Source organism: Ornithinimicrobium pulveris, assembly GCF_050261105.1.
In the GTDB taxonomy this organism is placed as follows: Bacteria; Actinomycetota; Actinomycetes; order Actinomycetales; family Dermatophilaceae; genus Ornithinicoccus.
In genome coordinates this window covers 1,748,125-1,764,584 of the sequence record NZ_CP189837.1, presented here as the reverse complement: position 1 = coordinate 1,764,584, position 16,460 = coordinate 1,748,125, and the positions used below count along the sequence as shown (strand labels likewise).

The window sequence follows — 16,460 nt, the reverse complement described above, 5'->3', positions numbered from 1 at the left end:
CTCTAACGGTCCGGTCCCGTAACCTCGGGACCATGCCCAGCGCCCGTCAGCCCGCCGCCAAGGGCCCCACCCCGGCGGCCGCCAAGACCGAGCGGCTGCTCAACCTGGTGATCGCGCTGCTGCACACCCGCCAGCCCTTGAGCAAGGCGCGGATCCGGCAGGCGGTGCCGGACTACCAGGACGGCAATGACGAGTCCTTCGAGCGGATGTTCGAGCGGGACAAGGACGAGCTGCGCGCCCTCGGCATCCCGCTGCGCACCGAGCCGCTCGACCCGTTCTTCGACGACGAGCAGGGCTACCGCATCGATGAGCGCGAGTACGCCCTCCCGCAGATCGACCTCGAGCCCGATGAGCTGGCGGTGGTCGGTCTGGCCGCCCGGTCTTGGTCGCAGGCCAGCCTCGCCGGCCCGGCCGCCCAGGCCCTGCGCAAGCTGGACGCCGCCGGCCTCGTCCGGGACGAGCACAGCGTCGCCGGCATCGAGCCGGTCCTGCACACCACCGAGGAGGCTTTCGAGCCGGTGCGTGATGCGGTCCTGTCCCGCACCGCGTTGACCTTCGACTACCGCCGCGGGGGAGGGGAGCAGTTGACCCGGCACGTCCAGCCCTGGGGGCTGACCAGTTGGCACGGCCGCTGGTACCTCACCGGCCACGACCTTGACCGTGAGGCCCCCCGCGTCTTCCGCCTGGACCGCATGGTCGGCCGCCCCCGGACGACCGGTCGCGCCGGTGCCTTCGAGGTCCCGGCCGATCACGATGCCGCCTCGATGATCCGGATCAGCTATGGCGACGACATCGGCGCGGCCACCTCCGTCACCCTGCTCGTGCGCGAGGGAACCTCATCCTCGCTGCGCCGCCAGGCAGGTGAGGAGGCGTCTCCCGGGGGGACCTCCGAGGACGGCTGGGATCGGCTCACCCTCGAGGTCGTCGGCACCGAGCGCCTGGTCGGCGACATCACCGCAGCCGGTCCGGACGTGCGCGTCGTCGACCCGCCCGAGCTGCAGGACGCGGTCGCGACCGCACTCACAGCGGTCCTCGACGGTCACCGGGGTGCGCACTGATGGTCACCTATGAGAGCGCGACCTCCCGGCTGGGCCGCCTGCTGACGATGGTCCCGTGGTTGCTCAACCGCCAGGGCATCGACCTGGCCAGCGCCGCGAACGAGCTCGGTGTCACCGAGGCCCAGGTCGTGGAGGACCTGCAGCTACTCTTCGTCTGCGGACTACCCGGTCACTACCCGGACGACCTGATCGACGCCCAGTGGGAGGGCGGCAAGGTTTTCGTCTCCAATGCCGACACGATCGCCCGGCCGTTGCGTCTGGCGCGGGACGAGGCGCTGGCCCTCATCGTGGCGCTGCGGGCGCTGCGGGAGTCACCGGGCGTGGGGGAGCACGACGCGATCGATCGGGCGCTGGCCAAGCTCGAGGCTGCCGCGGGGGAGACGGCCAGCACCGCCGACCAGGTCCGCGTAGACCTGGAGCAGCAGCTGGACGCCGAGCTGACCGCGCGCATTCGCGAGGGCCTGGGCGCACGCCGCCGGCTGCACCTGCGCTACACCGTCGCCAGCCGTGACGAGACCACCGAGCGTGACGTCGACCCCATCCGGGTCGTCAACGTGGACGGGCGCTGGTATCTCGAGGGCTGGTGCCACCGCGCAGGCGGCGTGCGGCTCTTCCGCTTCGACCGGATCGAGGAGGTGGCCGTGCTCGAGGAGGACGGGACGCCCCCGGCCGACCTGCCGCAGCGCGACCTGGGGGCGGGCGTCTATCGCGCCGCCCCCGAGGACCTGTCGGTGCGTCTGCACCTGGATCGTGAGGTGGCCTGGGTCGCCGAGAACCACCCCGTCGAGCAGGTCGCTCCCGGCGAGGATGGCTCGCTCGAGGTGATCATCCGCGTCGCCGACCCCCGGTGGTTGCTTCGCCTGGTCTGCCGACACGCAGGGCGGGTGCGGGTGCTGGAGCCCGCGGAGCTGGTCGAGGCTGTGGCCGAGCACGCCCGGGCCGCGTTGGAGGGCCACTCCCAGCAGAGCCGTCTAGACTGACCGACGTCATGACCTCGGGCCCGTGCCGACGCCGTGCCCCGAACCGGAAGAGGTGACCTCCTGTGGGAGGAATCAAGCTCTGGCACATCATCGTGCTGATCATCGCCTTTGTGCTGCTCTTCGGTTGGAAGAACCTGCCGAACGCCGCCCGCAGCCTCGGCGAGTCCATGCGCGTCTTCAAGACCGAGGTCGACCAGATGAAGGACGACTCAGCGGGTCGCAAGGACAAGGGCACCGACGGCGACATCCCGAAGCCGGGCGAGAGCATCGACCGCAAGGACGAGCGCTACGAGGACACCGCCCAGGAGGAGTACCGCCGACTGGAGCAGGGCCGCGACAGCGACCCCCGCGCCTGACCACCACCCGCTGACCCACCCCCGACGCCGAGGAGTCGATGGCGCGCGCCAGAAGGGTGAGAGACCCCGAGGGACGGATGTCCCTCGGGGAGCACTTTCGTGAACTCCGCAACCGGTTGATCATCTCGGTGATCGCGGTCATCGCGGCTGCGGTCATCGGGTGGTACCTCTACCAGTTCGTCATCGACTTCCTCACCGAGCCGATCGAACGCGTCCGCGAGGAGCGCGGCGACGAGCTGGTCACGCTCAACTTCAACAGCCTCACCGGACCGTTCGCGATGCGGATGAAGGTCTCGATCTTCATGGGCATCCTGCTGGCCAGCCCGGTCTGGCTCTGGCAGGGTTGGGCCTTCCTGCTCCCGGGCCTGACCCGCAAAGAGAAGAAGATCGCGCTGGCGTACTTCTTCGTCAGCATCCCGCTCTTCGTCGCTGGGGCGCTGCTCGCGGCCTATGCCTTCCCCCGGATGGTCGGCATCCTGCTCGCCTTCACCCCGATCGGCATGGCGAACATCCAGACCGCCAACGACTATCTGTCGACCGCGCTCTTCTTCGCACTCGCCTTCGGGCTGGCCTTCCTGTTGCCCGTGCTGCTCGTCGCGCTGAACCAGATCGGCATCCTCTCGGCGCGCAACATGCTCCGGAGCTGGCGGATCACCCTCTTCCTGATCCTCATCTTCGCCGCGATCATGACGCCGGACCCGAGCGGCTGGGCGATGATCGCGATGGCGATCCCGATCTTCGCGCTCTTCTGGGGGGCGGTCGCCGTCTCCTCCCTGATGGAGCGTCGACGCCGCAAGCGCGGGGCACGCGAGGACCGCTACGCCGGCCTGACACCCGACCAGCCCACCCCGCTCCCATGAGGTATGCCGTCGCTCACGGGCGGCGGTCCGGTCGCGGTGGCGCCGCGGTGCTGGGGGCGGCCGCGGTGAGCGTCCTGCGTCGGGCCGACCATGAGGTCGTGGAGGTCGAGACCGACAGCCTGGACGAGGCACGCGACCGGTGCACCGAGCTGCTGGCTGATGGGCTCGACGCTCTGGTCGTCGCGGGCGGCGATGGCGCGGTGAGCCTGGCGACCGACCTCTGCGCCGGCAGCAGCACCGCGGTCGGCATCCTGCCCGCCGGCACCGGCAACGACGCGGCCCGCTCACTGCGCATCCCCACCCGCCCCGACGACGCCCTTCGGGTGCTGGTGACGGGCCACCGTCGCACGCTGGACACGATTCGGGTGCGGGGGGAAGGCGACGTGCGTGGCGCGGGGATCGACCGGCACGTCCTCGGGTCGGTCAACGCCGGTCTCGACGCCCGCATCGCCCATCGGGCCACCCTGCTGCCCCGCCGACTCGGCGCCGCCACCTACACCTTGGCCGCGCTCGTCGAGATCGCCCGGCTGCGCTGGACCCCCGAGCTGCGATACCACCTGACCCTGGTCCATCCCGATGGCGCGACCACCGACGAGGAGCTCACCGCGCTGGTGCTCGCCCCGGCCAACCTGCCCTTCCTCGGCGGCGGCCTCCACCTCGCCCCGCAGGCCGACCCGCAGGACGGTCTCCTGGACCTGGTCACCATCGGCCCGCTCTCACCGACCCGCGCCCTGGTGCTGCTGCGCGCGGTCCGGGCGGGGCGGCATACGGGCATGACGGAGGTCTCGGTGCGCCGGGTGCGCGAGGTGCGGATCGCGGGTCCAGCGGACGTCCTCGCGCATGGGGACGGTGAGGAGCTGGCGCCGCTGCCGCTCACGATCTCGGCGGTGCTGCGGAATCTGCAGGTGATCGCGCCTCCGCTCGCATAGCCTGGGGGTATGCCCACCCCCGCCGAGCAGTACGCCCGTGCCCGGGAACGCGCCGCCTTCGCTGCGACGCCCGCCGGCCGGTTCGTGGAGTCCCTGGGCTTCGATCCGGACCCCTTCCAGCTGGAGGCGATCGACGCCGTCCAGGAGGGCCATGGCGTGCTCGTCGCCGCGCCGACCGGCGCCGGCAAGACGGTCGTGGGGGAGTTCGCGGTCGCGCTCGGCCTGGAGACCGGGCGCAAGACCTTCTACACCACCCCGATCAAGGCGCTGTCCAACCAGAAGTTTCACGATCTGGTCGCCCGCCACGGCCCCGAGAAAGTCGGGCTGCTCACCGGCGACGCCAGCATCAACAGCGAGGCGCCGGTGGTCGTGATGACCACCGAGGTGCTCCGCAACATGATGTATGCCGCTTCCCCCACCCTCACGGGGCTCGGCTATGTGGTGATGGACGAGGTGCACTACCTCGCCGACCGGTGGCGCGGCGCGGTGTGGGAGGAGGTCATCATCCACCTGCCGCCGTCGGTGCAGGTCATCTCGCTGTCGGCGACGGTGAGCAACGCCGAGGAGTTCGGCGACTGGCTGCGCACGGTGCGAGGGGATGACACTCGCGTGATCGTCTCCGAGCACCGGCCGGTGCCGCTGTGGCAGCACCTCATGGTCGGCACCCAGCTCTTCGACCTGTTCGTGGCCGACCAGGAAGGGCCGGGGTCGGCCCGGGTGAATCCCGAACTGCTCCAACGGATCGCCCAGGCCGAGCGGTCCTCCTCCGGGGGCTGGAGCCGCGAGGATGCGGGTGCGCCCCGGGGCCGGCGCGGTCAGCCACGCGGAGGGTCGGCGGAGCGCAGTGGCCGCGGCGATCAGGGGCGGGGGCGCTCGGGCGGGCGGGGCGGTGGCCGTCGGGATGGTGGTCGTGATGGCGGTCGACGTGATGGTGGTCGCGATGCCGGTCGACGTGGTGGCGGTGGGCGGCAGGACCGAGGCCGCCGGTATGACGACGCTGCCCCCATCTCCGCCTTCGACAAGGGTGCGTTGCCGGGTGGGGTGGCCAGCCGGGCCCAGGTCATCGACCGGCTCGACCGGGACGGCCTGCTGCCGGCGATCACCTTCATCTTCAGCCGCGCCGGGTGCGACGCCGCGGTGAGCCAACTGCTGGGTCGGGGGACGCGGCTCATCCCCGACTCCGACGGGCAACAGATCCGCAACCTGGTCCAGCGCCGGGTGGCCGAGGTGGATCCAGCCGATCTCGGCGTCTTGGGCTATCACGACTTCGTCGAGGGTCTGGCCCGCGGATATGCCGCGCACCATGCCGGCATGCTGCCGCTCTTCCGCGAGATCGTCGAGGAGCTGTTCACTGCCGGAAAGGTCCGGGCGGTCTTCGCGACCGAGACGCTGGCGCTGGGCATCAACATGCCAGCCCGCTCGGTGGTGCTGGAGAAGCTGGTGAAGTTCAACGGGGAGACCCATGCGCCGGTGACGCCCGCGGAATACACCCAGCTGACCGGGCGTGCGGGCCGCCGCGGCATCGACATCGAGGGCCACGCCGTCGTGCTCTGGCGCCGGGGGCTGGACCCGATGGATGTCGCGGGGCTAGCATCCACGCGCACCTATCCGTTGCGCTCCTCCTTCCGGCCCAGCTCCAACATGGCGGTGAACCTGGTGGCGCAGTACGGCCAGGACCGCGCCCGTGAGCTGCTCCAGTCCTCCTTCGCCCAGTTCCAGGCCGACCGGTCGGTCGTCGGGCTGACCACCAAGCTGCGGGAGAACGAGGTGGCGCTGGAGGGCTATGCCGACGCGATGGCCTGCGACCGGGGTGACTTTCGCGAGTACGGCCGGCTGCGTCACGAGCTCTCCGAGCTGGAGAAGAAGCTCTCCCGCCAGCGGCAGTCCCAGCGTAGGGCGGACATCGCCCAGGCCCTCGAGGACCTCGACCCCGGCCAAGTGATCCAGCTCGACGGCGGCCGCAAGGGCACGATGGCCGTGGTGCTGCGCGCCCCGAAGAGCCGGTCGGCCTCCCCGGAACCGACCGTGCTCACCTCCAACGGCCGCCTGCAGCAGCTCACCGTGGCCGGCTTCAAGGATGTCCCGGAGGTGATCGGGCAGCTGCGGATCCCGCAACACTTCAACCCCAGGAGCCCGCGCTCCCGCAAGGACCTGGCCTCCGCTCTGCGGGACAGGGTCCGCGAGCCCCTGCCCGGCCACCTGCGTGGAAGGACTGCGCGAGCCGGGGACGACAGTGAGGGTGAGGGCGCCGAGCAGGGTGGTGGAACGGCATACCCCAGGGGCGGGGAATCCCGCGTCGAGGACCTGCGGGCCGCGCTCAAGGCGCACCCCTGCCACGCCTGCCCCCAGCGGGAGGACCACGCGCGGTGGGCGGCGCGGTGGTGGCAGCTGCGCAAGGAGACCGACGACCTCCAGCGGCGCGTGTCCGAGCGGACCAACACGGTGGCCAAGACGTTCGAGCGGATCTGTGACCTGCTCTCAGGGCTGGGCTACCTGACCCAGGACGGGGAGCAGGTGACGCCGGAGGGGGAGCGGCTGCGGCGGATCTACACCGAGCTGGATCTCGTGGTCGCCGAGTCGCTGCGGCGCGGGACCTGGAAGCGGCTCACCCCTGCCGACCTTGCCGCGGTGGTCTCCGCGCTGGTGCACGAGGCGCGCGGTGATGACCAGGGCGACCCGCGGATGCCGACCCTGGAGGTGGAGGAAGCGCTCGGGGAGATGGGCGCGATCTGGCGCGAGGTGCTGACCCTCAAGAGCCAGCACCGGCTCGAGGGCGATCGGGAACTGGACGCCGGGATCGCCTGGATGGTGCACCGCTGGACGTCGGGCCGCGGGCTGGACGAGGTGCTGCGCGACGGCGGGATGTCTGCTGGTGACTTCGTGCGCCGCTGCAAGCAGGTCGTCGACCTGCTTGGTCAGATCGCCCAGGCTGCCGAGCCCGAGGTCGCCCGTACCGCCCGCCGCGCCACCGACGCCATCCTGCGCGGCGTCGTCGCCGCCGACCGCCTCGACTGACCGGACGCGCAGGATGTCGGCCCTAGGCCTCACCGGACGCGCAGGATGTCGGCCCTAGGCCCCACCGGACGCGCGCCGTGCAGCGTTCCCGGGCCACCGAACGCGTCGCGCACCGGCCCGCATAGGCTGCGATCATGCCCGAGATCGTCATCTGCTCACCGCTGCGCACGCCTGTCGGAGGCTTCCTCGGCAGCCTCGCCACCCTCACCGCCGCCGACCTCGGCAGCCAGCTGCTGACTGCACTCCTGGAGCGCACCGGGCTGCAGGACGGGCAGGTCGATGATGTGATCATCGGTAACGCCAACCCTTCCGGCGAGATCCCGGCGCTCGGACGCATCCTCGCGCTCAACTGCGGCCTCGACGGCGCGCCCGGCATGCAGCTGGACCGCCGATGCGGCTCCGGCCTCCAAGCAGTGCTCACCGCAGCCACCCAGATCCAGGCAGGCGCGAGCGACCTGATCATCGCCGGGGGAGCGGAGTCGATGAGCCAGGTCGAGCACTACGCGCTGCTTCGGCAGGGCGTGCGCGCCGACGTCCAGCTCGCCGACCGTCTCGGGCGCGCCCGGGCGACCGCTGGTGGCCGGCACCACCCGATCCCGGGCGGCATGATCGAGACGGCTGAGAACCTGCGTCGCGACTACGGGATCACCCGCGAGGCCCAGGACGAGTTGGCGGCGCGCTCCCACCGGGTCGCCGCCGAGGCCCAGGCCCAGTCCCGGTATGCCGCAGAGCTGGTCCCCGTCACCGTCACCTCCCGCAAGGGCTCGGTGGTCGTCGACACCGACGAGCACATCCGCCCCGACACCACGGTCGAGACGCTGGCCGGGCTCCGGCCGATCATGGGCCGCCAGGACGATGCCGCCACGGTCACCGCCGGCAATGCCAGCGGCCAGAACGACGCGGCCGCGCTCTGCGTGGTCAGCACCCGGGAGCGTGCCGAAGAGCTCGGCTTGGAGCCGCTGTTGGCGCTGCGTTCCTGGGCGGTGTCCGCGGTCGCCCCCGAGACGATGGGCATCGGGCCGGTCCCAGCCTCTGCCACCGCCCTGGAGCGCGCCGGCCTGACGATGGCCGATCTGGACCTGATCGAGCTCAACGAGGCCTTCGCGGCTCAGGCCCTGGCCGTGCTCACCGAGTGGGGGATGGCTGCCCCGGACCACTGGGATCGCCTCAACGTCAACGGCTCCGGCATCTCCCTGGGCCACCCGGTCGGCGCCACCGGCGCCCGCATCCTGGCCACCCTGGCCCACGAGCTGCACCGACGCGAGGGCCGCTATGCCCTGGAGACGATGTGCATCGGTGGCGGCCAGGGTCTGGCGGCGGTCTTCGAGCGGGTGTCATGATGCGCGCATGGGACTGAAGGAGCGCAACCTCGCGGACGGTGAGCAGATCGTCCTCAACCTCCGCACGCACCCCAAGGCGATCCTGCTCCCGGTCCTGTATACCGTGCTCCTCGCCGCGGTCCTGGTGCTGCTCTGGTGGTTCTTGCGCGGGGAGGACTACTACGTGCCGGTGATGTGGGTGGCCGGCGGCATCGCCCTTGCGTTGGCGATCTGGCTGACCGTGCTGCCCATCCTGCGGTGGAACGCCGAGCGCTATGTCATCACCACCCGTCGGGTCGCCCACCGCACCGGCATCCTCAACCGCAAGGGTCGGGACATCCCGCTGCACCGGGTCAATGACATCTCCTTGGACAAGAGCCTGCTGGACCGGATCTTCCGCTGCGGGACGCTGGTGATCTCCGATGCCACGCAGCAGAGCGGGATGGTGCTGCATGACGTGCCCGAGGTGGCGCGCGTTCAGGTGCAGCTGCACAACCTGCTCTACGCCACCGACGACGGCTCGGACGACGGGGAGTGGCCGCCGAACGAACCTGGTCGGCGTCGCGGTCGGCGCTGATCGAGGTCTCCGGCAGCAGCGTCACGCCCGATCCGAGTGGCTCCGCCGCGCTGGACGAGCAGCCCGATGCCCCAGCCGATCATGGCCACGCCGAGCGAGGCGGCGATGTCGCTCGGCCGGTGATGACCAAGCCCCAGCACCACCACCCCCATGATCCCGGTGGCCGCGAGGGTGAGGAGCAGTGCGATGCCGCTCAGCAGGGGCGGCACCACGATGAGCAGCGCGATACCGACCGCAGCGACCGCCGCGACGTGGCCGCTGGGCAGCGAGTTCGCCATCTGCCACGGATCGGCCAGCTGGGGTCGCGGCAGGCCTGCCTTGAGCACCTGGGGCAGCGCCAGGATCACGGCGACCGCTGCCAGGGCTCCGGCGCCGGTCCGCCATCCGCGCACCAGACCGAGCGCGCTGACGACCAGGGCCATCGGCACCGCGACCGCCGGTCCCATCAGGTGGTGCAGCGGGGCCAGATAGCCGTTGCCGAAAGACGCGTGCAGCGCGCGGTCCATGACGGCGTTGTCCACCGCCTGGCCGGTGGTGGTGAGCACGAAACCCACATACAGGGCGGCCACGCCCATGACACCGATGGTGATCAGGCTCCAGGGCATGACGGGCGGCGGCAGGTCACGGTGGGTCAGGGCGTCGGGCATGGCCCGATCAGGCTAGACGGTATGGCTGTGCACGAGCCGTGACACGCCAGGCGATCACGGCGAGATCTGCAGGGCGGCCAGCAGCCGACCCACCGGGCTGCCGAGGTCGTAGGCATCGACCAACTGCTGCAGGGTCTCTGGATCGGCGACCTCGCGCGGCAACGTGAGCGGGCGGTCAGGCAGGGGAGCGTCGGTGGCCACGTGCACCACGAGGGGAGCGACGTCCAGATAGTCCGAGGCGGCCTCCAGGTTGGTCCGGCGCGCACCCTTGATCTCGGGGTCACCTGCGGCGAGCGCCTCGCGCACCCCGGCCAGGGATCCGTATGCCGTGACGAGCTGGGCTGCAGTCTTGTCACCGATGCCCTTGACGCCGGGCAGGCCATCGCTCGTGTCCCCCCGGAGCATCGCCATGTCGGCGTACTGTGCCCCGGTCGCGACGCCATACCGCTCCTGAAGGTCGGCCTGGCGGATCACCTCGGCGTCCCGGACGCCGCCCCGGGCGGTGTAGACCACGGAGATGTCGGCGTCGTCATCCACGAGCTGGAAGAGATCGCGGTCCCCGGTCACGACCGACACCGGCATGCTGCCATGGTGCTGGGCGGTGAGGGTGCCGATGACGTCGTCGGCCTCATAGCCCGGAGCGCCGATGACAGGGATCCCGACGGCCTCCAACGCGCGCCGGATGATCGGCACCTGGACCTCGAGTTCAGGTGGAGCCTCCTCCTTCTCCTCCGAACCCTCGATCAGGCGGTGAGCCTTGTAGGACGGGATCGCTGCCACCCGGAACTCGGGACGCCAGTCATCGTCCCAGCACGCGACAAGGTGGGTGGGGCGGAAGCGGGTGACCAGGGTGGCCACCATGTCCAGCAGCCCGCGGGTCGCATTGGTTGGGGTCCCGTCCGGCGCCTCACGAAGGTCCTTGACGCCGAAGTAGGCGCGGAAGTACAGCGAGGCGGTATCGAGCAGAAGCAACCGGGAGGACGGGGCATCGGTCATAGCGGCCAGCGTAGCGCTGAGATCAGGCGGAGCTGGTGTGGCACCGAGGCTGGCCGCCGCTTCCCGCGATCACGACTCCCGCCACGATCACGACGCCCGTCAGACTCAGCGGTCCATCGCGTCGGCCACCTCGGCCAGCACGTCGACGAAGTGCAGCACTTCATCCCCCTGCGCAGGTGGGCCGTCGACCCCGCCCGCGAAGGACACGACCCGATCCACCCCGGCCTGCCACAGCGCGTGCGCCTGCTCGGCGACGAAGGCGGGCTCTGCGTCGGATGCCGTCGGCAGGAAGCCGATGACCTCGGCACGACCCTCCCGGTCGGCCTCGTCCCGGGCTGCACCGACGATCTCGATCACCTGCGCCACGCGATCGGGCAGCGCCCGTCCCTCGGGCGCAGCGTCATCCATGATGATGCCGTCGGCCAGCTCGCCCGCGAGCGCCAACGTCCGCGGGCCACGGCCGCCCACCAGGACCGGCGGGACCACCTCTGGTGGGAAACGCAGTCGCACGCGGTCCAGATCGACATACCGGCCCTGGGTGGTGACCTCCTCGCCGTGGAGGAGCCGGCGGATCGCGTCGACGTGCTCGCGCAGCAGCGTCACCGGGGAGGACACCCGCACGCCAGCCTGTCCCATCCAGTCCAGCACTCCGTGCCCCAGCCCCGGCAGGAAACGGCCGGGGAACATGCTCGCCAGGCTGGCGAGCTCCATCGCCGTCAGCGACGGCGCCCGCAACGGCACCGGCAGCAGACCGATGCCCACGCGCAGTTCGCGGGTGGCGGCGAGCATCGCCGCCGCGGGTCCGATTCCGCTGGCGGCGAAGCAGTCCTCCCAGATCCAGACCTCCTCCAGGCCGGCATCCTCGGCCCGCCGGGCGGCCTCGATCATCCGCTCTGGCGGCTGGTCGGCCGGTTGGACCAGGGCGAGGACGGGGGTCCGGCTCAGATCCTGCTCACTCCTGGTGCTCGGGCTGCTGGTGCCGCTCATGCCGAGCAGCCTACGGACCCGGTGCTAGCGTGGCGAGGTGCCCGTGCGAGAGACCCGAACGCTGCGGACCCGGTTGCCGTGGCTGGCTGTCCTCGTGACCCTGATGATCGCGATCGTGCTGCTCCTGGGTCCGTTGTGGTCGAGCGCGGAGGGGGAGAACCCCCTGGATCGCCCGAGCGGTGTCGACTGGAGGGCCGTGCAGCTCCTGGCGATGCCCACGGTCATGGTGCTCGCCGCAGTGCTCGCCGCGCTGGGTGGCGGTCGCCGCTGGCCGGTCGGGTTGCTCGGGGTGCTGATCTTTGGGTATGCCGTCTTCGTCGCCCCCAGCCCCCTTCCGCTCTGGTTCGCCGCTGCCTGGCTGCTCACCCTGGGCGCCTTCCTGTGGTCCGCGATCGGCGAGCGCGCCGATCCTGACCCCGACGCGGTCTAACCTGTCCTCCATGGAGTCCCTCGACCGCCACATCGTCCAGGTCCTTGCGCAGGACGGACGAATCTCCTTCGCCGACCTCGGGCGGCAGGTCGGCCTGTCCACCTCGGCGGTCCACCAACGGGTCAAGCGCCTCGAGGAGCGGGGGATCATCAAGGGCTATCGCGCGGTCGTGGACTATCCCAAGGTCGGACTGCCGCTCACCGCTCTGATGTCGGTCACGCCTTTCGACCCGGCCGCTGACGACGACGTCCCGGAGCGGCTCAACGACATCGAGGAGATCGTCGCCTGCTGGTCGGTGGCCGGTGACGAGAACTACGTGCTTCTCATCCGGGTCTCCCGGCCGCAAGACCTTGAGGAGTTGTTCGCACGGATCCGGCAGCAGGCCTCCGTCGCGACCAACACCACCATCGTGCTCTCCACGCCGTGGGAGGACCGCCTTGGTCAGCTTCCGCAAGGGGACTTCTCTATCTGAGAGGCTGCGGTATATCCTGTCCGTATATACAGGAGGCGTTCCATGACCGTGACCCGACTCTTCAGGTCCAACCGCACGCAAGCGGTGCGACTTCCTCGTGAGGTCGCCTTCCCGACAGATGGAGAGGTGTCCATCACCGTGGAGGGACGAGCCAGGGTCCTCACCCCCCTCGATTCCTCCTGGGACCGCTTCTTCGACAGCGTCGTTGAGGAGTGCTCCTTTCCGGGGCGTCAGCAAGAGTCTCCTCAGGACCGGGACTGGCGGTGAGCGCACCGCAGTACCTCCTGGAGACCAGCACCGCGATCGACGTCCTGCGGGGACGGCGCCCCGATCTGCGACAGTCGTTCAACGCCCACGCAGGATCGCTGGTCACGTCGTCCATCGTGGTCTCAGAACTCCTCTTCGGCGCACTCCGAAGCTCCGAACCTCGTCGGCTACGCGACCATGTCGAGCAGATGCTCGGCCTGCTGCCGGTGCTTGACTTCGACGAGGCGGCCGCCATCCATGCTGCTGACATCCGGGCCGAACTGGCGAGCGAGGGGTCACCCATCGGCGCCTATGACACCCTTATCGCGGGCCACGCCCGCTCTCGAGGTCTGGTGGTCATCACCGAGAACGGGAGAGACTTCGGTCGAGTCGGGGGTCTGCGATGGAACTCCTGGCGGGCGGACTCCTGATGGCCGGGCTGTGCGCTCAGGCCAGGGTCTGACTGATCGTCGATGCCTCTGGTGAGTGCTGAACCCGTGCTATCGCGCCATTGACCAGCGGCAGGTAGGGGGCGACATGGCCGCATTCAACGTCCGCCAGGATCGGCACACCCAGGGTTCCGAGCGCGTCGAGCACCGCCTCGTCCTGGGTGAGCGTGTCCGCGTCCGGACCGCTGGTGCGCCCGATGAGTACGGCCGCGGCCCGGTCGAAGAAGCCGGCGAGCCGCAGACCATGGAGGCTGCGGCATACCTGGAAGGCGTCGGCCTCAGCTGCCTCGACGTAGACGATGAGCCCATCGCCTCCGCGCTCGTCACCAGGAGCATCGGCGAGCCAAGTCGGGTCGAGGTAGCGGCTGCCACCCAGCGGGCTCAGCGTCTCCAGGCAGCCGCCGATCAGGCGCCCGGTGACGTCGACCTCGCGATCACGGTCGCCGTCGAGCCGTCGCCACCCGCCTGGCTGGTTCAGCTCGAGATGATCGACAGCCGGGTGCTCCACGTAGTCCACAAACCCCTCGCGCCAGGCGCGCGGTGAGGTCTGGGTGCACGTCGAGTTCAGGTCGAGGGTCACGATGTCGAGCCAGCTCAGCAGGCCCTCGGGCGGGGCGTAGGGGGTGTCCATCAGGTTGTTGCCATGCACCGTGGCCCACCCGGTGAGCAGGGTGAGCGGCGTGATCAGGGTGGCGGTGTCGGAGAAGCCGACCACCCAGGTGGGCTGGGCCTGGGAGATCTCGGCCCAGTCCAGGTTCGCCAGCAGGTCGATCGCGGTTTCGCCGCCCCAGGGTGGGACGACTGCGCGGATGCGAGGGTCGACGAGCATGCGCTGCAGCTCAGCCGCCCGCTGCTCGACGGTGGCGCTGACGTGCCCCCGCCCGTCCATGCACTCGCCGACCTCCACCTCGAAACCGTGAGCACGCACGGTGGTCAGGGCGACCTCAAGTCGCGGGCGGAGGGCGTCCGGCACGCCCGAGGATGGGCTGGTGACCCCGACGAGGTCACCAGGCTGGAGAGGACGTGGGAAGCGGACGAGCATGCAGCCAGGCTAGAGGGGACAGGCTCGGCGGCGCGGCACTATCCTGCGGCCGTGGCGAAGAAGAAGCAGACGACCGGCACCGGCGGAACGCCCGCGACAGTAGCGTTGGAGCAGGCCCGGATCCCGTATGCCGTGCGGGTCTACGAGCACGACCCGGCCACGGAGTCCTACGGCTTGGAAGCTGCCGAAGCCCTCGGTGTCGACGCTGACCGCGTCTTCAAGACCCTGCTCGTGGACTCAGAGCGCGGGCTGGGCGTGGGGATCGTGCCGGTGAACACCCTGCTGGACCTCAAGGCGGTCGCTGCCGCACTGGGCGCCAAGAAGGCGACGATGGCCGACCCCAAGGTCGCCGAGCGCACCACCGGCTACGTGGTGGGCGGGATCAGCCCGATCGGGCAGAAGAAGGCGCTGCCTACTGTGGTGGACGAGTCCGCCCTGGACTTCGACACCGTGCTGGTCAGCGGGGGCAAGCGAGGCCTGGACCTCGAGCTCGCCCCCACGGACCTGCTGCAGATCACCGGCGGACTCACCGCGCCCATCGCGCGCCGGGCCTGAGGCTGCGCGCCTGAGGCTGGGGGCTCAAAGCCTGCCCGGCCACCGGACCCGTGCGATCAGGACGTGAGCTGGTCCACCGACGCCTTGCGGGAGGCGGCAGCCGCAGCCACGGCCTTCTCCTCCTGCGCGGCCTCGTCGGCTCCGTCGTGCACCTCGACCGCATGCTCGCGCCACCAGTCCTGGCCGCTGGCCGGGAGGGTGTCGATGGGGTCGTAGTAGACATACTCCGCGCTGGTCACATCGACGTCCTCACCCTCGATCGAGGTGCGGTAGTTCTTGCGCCAGTAGGAGATGCCGCGCTCGGTGTCGTAGGTGTCGACCTGGTGCACCCAGCGCTTGCCGACGAAGGGCACGTCACAGACGATCCGTGGGGTCGCGAAGCCGGGTAGGTAGCCCAGCAGCGAGTGCTGCAGGTGCTGGGCGTGCGCCAGCGAGACCCGCCAGTGCTCGCTGAACGGGATCATGTCGCACATGTAGAAGTAGTACGGCGTGATCATCGCGTCATCGGCCATCGCGAAGCACAGGTCCAGCAACTGGGTGGAGGTGTCGTTGACACCCCGCATCAGCACGCCCTGGTTGCGGACGTCGCGGATGCCTGCCTCGAGCATCGTCCGGGACGCCTGGGCGACCAGCGGAGTCACCGACTGGGCGGCATTGATGTGGGTGTGGATGGCCAGACCGACGCCCCGCTCGCGCGCCTTGGTCGCCACCCGGGACACGCCCTCGACGGTGTCCGGGGCCAACCAGTGCTGCGGCATACCCATCAGGGCCTTGGTGGCCAGGCGCACGTCGCGGATGTTCTCGATGTCAAGCAGCTGGTCCAGCCAGGCCTCAAGGTTCTTCCACGGCATGTTGGCCACGTCGCCGCCGGAGACGACGACATCGCGCACGCTCGGGGTGGCGCGCAGGTAGTCCAGGATCGCGGTATGCCGATCCACCGGCTTGCCGGCCAGCTTGAGCTTGGTGACCTGCGGGGTGGAGTTGCCGACCAGGTCCATCCGCGTGCAGTGGCCGCAGTACTGCGGGCAGGTCGGCAGCATCTCGGCCAGGACCTTGGTGGGGTAGCGGTGCGTCAGCCCCTCGGCCACCCACATGTCGTGCTCGTGCAGGGAGTCGCGGGAGGCGTAGGGGTGGTTGGGCCAGTCGGTGCGGCGGTCGGAGAAGACCGGCAGCATGTAGCGGCGGACCGGGTCGGCGTAGAAGGCGCGGGTGAACTCCTCGCCGGCGGCCGGCATCCGGCCGTCCTCCCACGTCATCTCGCTGACCATGGTGTTGAGCATCTGCGGTGGGACCAGCATCGACATCGTCGCGCGCTGCTCCTGGTCGCGCTCCAGGTCGGCGTAGAACTCGTCGGTGAGCAGGTCGCCCATGACGGTGCGCAGCTGACGGAGGTTCTTGACGCAGCTGACCCGCTGCCACTGCACGTCGGCCCACTGCTCTGCGGTGATCTCCGACCATCCCGGGAAGCGGGTCCAGTCGGGCTCCACCAACTCACGGCGCTGGTAGACGTAGGGCTGCTCGGTCTGCGTCGTCATGGCGGCA

General features: G+C 70.3%; 18 protein-coding genes. 13 read left to right on the top strand and 5 right to left on the bottom strand.

Annotation, left to right across the window (positions count from 1 at the left end):
- Positions 1-32: 32 nt before the first annotated feature.
- The 8 genes from ACQBAT_RS08195 (at position 33) to ACQBAT_RS08160 (ending at position 9,094) form a co-directional block, all read left to right on the top strand.
- The gene (locus ACQBAT_RS08195) at positions 33-1,058 is read left to right on the top strand and encodes a helix-turn-helix transcriptional regulator (protein ID WP_420748501.1); all 1,026 of its coding nucleotides are present in this window, start codon (positions 33-35) and stop codon (positions 1,056-1,058) included.
- Positions 1,058-2,038 (top strand): helix-turn-helix transcriptional regulator, encoded by a 981-nt coding sequence (locus ACQBAT_RS08190; RefSeq protein WP_420748502.1) that lies wholly within the window; start codon positions 1,058-1,060, stop codon positions 2,036-2,038. The genes ACQBAT_RS08195 and ACQBAT_RS08190 overlap by 1 nt, the downstream gene beginning before the upstream one ends.
- Before the next feature lie 62 nt (positions 2,039-2,100).
- Positions 2,101-2,394, top strand: a complete 294-nt coding sequence (gene tatA / locus ACQBAT_RS08185) for a Sec-independent protein translocase subunit TatA (protein ID WP_420748503.1) — start codon at positions 2,101-2,103, stop codon at positions 2,392-2,394.
- A gap of 77 nt (positions 2,395-2,471) precedes the next feature.
- Positions 2,472-3,254: a twin-arginine translocase subunit TatC gene (gene tatC, locus ACQBAT_RS08180; protein WP_420748504.1), complete on the top strand. Its 783-nt coding sequence runs from the start codon at positions 2,472-2,474 to the stop codon at positions 3,252-3,254.
- The gene (locus ACQBAT_RS08175) at positions 3,251-4,183 is read left to right on the top strand and encodes a diacylglycerol/lipid kinase family protein (protein WP_420748505.1); all 933 of its coding nucleotides are present in this window, start codon (positions 3,251-3,253) and stop codon (positions 4,181-4,183) included. The genes tatC and ACQBAT_RS08175 overlap by 4 nt, the downstream gene beginning before the upstream one ends.
- 9 nt (positions 4,184-4,192) lie before the next feature.
- Positions 4,193-7,198 (top strand): DEAD/DEAH box helicase, encoded by a 3,006-nt coding sequence (locus tag ACQBAT_RS08170; protein ID WP_420748506.1) that lies wholly within the window; start codon positions 4,193-4,195, stop codon positions 7,196-7,198.
- A 134-nt stretch (positions 7,199-7,332) separates the two neighbouring features.
- Complete coding sequence (locus ACQBAT_RS08165; protein WP_420748507.1) at positions 7,333-8,538, top strand: acetyl-CoA C-acetyltransferase; 1,206 nt, start codon at positions 7,333-7,335, stop codon at positions 8,536-8,538.
- Between the two features lie 7 nt (positions 8,539-8,545).
- Positions 8,546-9,094, top strand: coding sequence for a PH domain-containing protein (locus ACQBAT_RS08160; protein ID WP_420748508.1), 549 nt, complete (start codon positions 8,546-8,548; stop codon positions 9,092-9,094).
- Here the strand turns inward: ACQBAT_RS08160 and ACQBAT_RS08155 are convergent.
- The 3 genes from ACQBAT_RS08155 to ACQBAT_RS08145 all read right to left on the bottom strand — a co-directional run bounded on the left by ACQBAT_RS08155 (position 9,019) and on the right by ACQBAT_RS08145 (position 11,724).
- Positions 9,019-9,741 (bottom strand): phosphatase PAP2 family protein, encoded by a 723-nt coding sequence (locus ACQBAT_RS08155; protein ID WP_420748509.1) that lies wholly within the window; start codon positions 9,739-9,741, stop codon positions 9,019-9,021. The two genes, ACQBAT_RS08160 and ACQBAT_RS08155, sit on opposite strands and share 76 nt — an antisense overlap.
- A gap of 54 nt (positions 9,742-9,795) precedes the next feature.
- On the bottom strand, positions 9,796-10,737 hold the full coding sequence (locus tag ACQBAT_RS08150; protein WP_420748510.1) for a 5'-3' exonuclease: 942 nt from the start codon (positions 10,735-10,737) through the stop codon (positions 9,796-9,798).
- Between the two features lie 105 nt (positions 10,738-10,842).
- Positions 10,843-11,724 (bottom strand): LLM class flavin-dependent oxidoreductase, encoded by an 882-nt coding sequence (locus ACQBAT_RS08145; RefSeq protein ID WP_420748511.1) that lies wholly within the window; start codon positions 11,722-11,724, stop codon positions 10,843-10,845.
- A gap of 37 nt (positions 11,725-11,761) precedes the next feature.
- Between ACQBAT_RS08145 and ACQBAT_RS08140 the strand changes: the two genes are divergently transcribed.
- From ACQBAT_RS08140 to ACQBAT_RS08125, 4 genes are read left to right on the top strand one after another with little or no spacing between them, the layout of a single operon-like run.
- Positions 11,762-12,154 carry a hypothetical protein gene (locus tag ACQBAT_RS08140; RefSeq protein WP_420748512.1) on the top strand — a complete coding sequence of 131 codons (393 nt, stop codon included), beginning with the start codon at positions 11,762-11,764 and terminating at the stop codon, positions 12,152-12,154.
- A gap of 10 nt (positions 12,155-12,164) precedes the next feature.
- The gene (locus ACQBAT_RS08135; protein WP_420748513.1) at positions 12,165-12,626 is read left to right on the top strand and encodes an Lrp/AsnC family transcriptional regulator; all 462 of its coding nucleotides are present in this window, start codon (positions 12,165-12,167) and stop codon (positions 12,624-12,626) included.
- A 42-nt stretch (positions 12,627-12,668) separates the two neighbouring features.
- Positions 12,669-12,893 carry a type II toxin-antitoxin system VapB family antitoxin gene (gene vapB, locus ACQBAT_RS08130; RefSeq protein ID WP_420748514.1) on the top strand — a complete coding sequence of 75 codons (225 nt, stop codon included), beginning with the start codon at positions 12,669-12,671 and terminating at the stop codon, positions 12,891-12,893.
- The gene (locus ACQBAT_RS08125) at positions 12,890-13,303 is read left to right on the top strand and encodes a PIN domain-containing protein (protein WP_420748515.1); all 414 of its coding nucleotides are present in this window, start codon (positions 12,890-12,892) and stop codon (positions 13,301-13,303) included. Before vapB ends, ACQBAT_RS08125 begins: the two co-directional genes overlap by 4 nt.
- A gap of 16 nt (positions 13,304-13,319) precedes the next feature.
- On the opposite strand, the gene ACQBAT_RS08120 is transcribed toward ACQBAT_RS08125, so the two are convergent.
- The gene (locus ACQBAT_RS08120) at positions 13,320-14,363 is read right to left on the bottom strand and encodes a S66 family peptidase (protein WP_420748516.1); all 1,044 of its coding nucleotides are present in this window, start codon (positions 14,361-14,363) and stop codon (positions 13,320-13,322) included.
- A gap of 51 nt (positions 14,364-14,414) precedes the next feature.
- On the opposite strand from ACQBAT_RS08120, the gene ybaK reads away from it, so the two are divergent.
- A complete protein-coding gene (gene ybaK / locus ACQBAT_RS08115; RefSeq protein ID WP_420748517.1) occupies positions 14,415-14,918 on the top strand; it encodes a Cys-tRNA(Pro) deacylase in 504 nt (167 codons plus the stop codon).
- 56 nt (positions 14,919-14,974) lie between these two features.
- On the opposite strand, the gene ACQBAT_RS08110 is transcribed toward ybaK, so the two are convergent.
- Positions 14,975-16,453 carry a KamA family radical SAM protein gene (locus tag ACQBAT_RS08110; RefSeq protein ID WP_420748518.1) on the bottom strand — a complete coding sequence of 493 codons (1,479 nt, stop codon included), beginning with the start codon at positions 16,451-16,453 and terminating at the stop codon, positions 14,975-14,977.
- Positions 16,454-16,460: the final 7 nt, after the last annotated feature.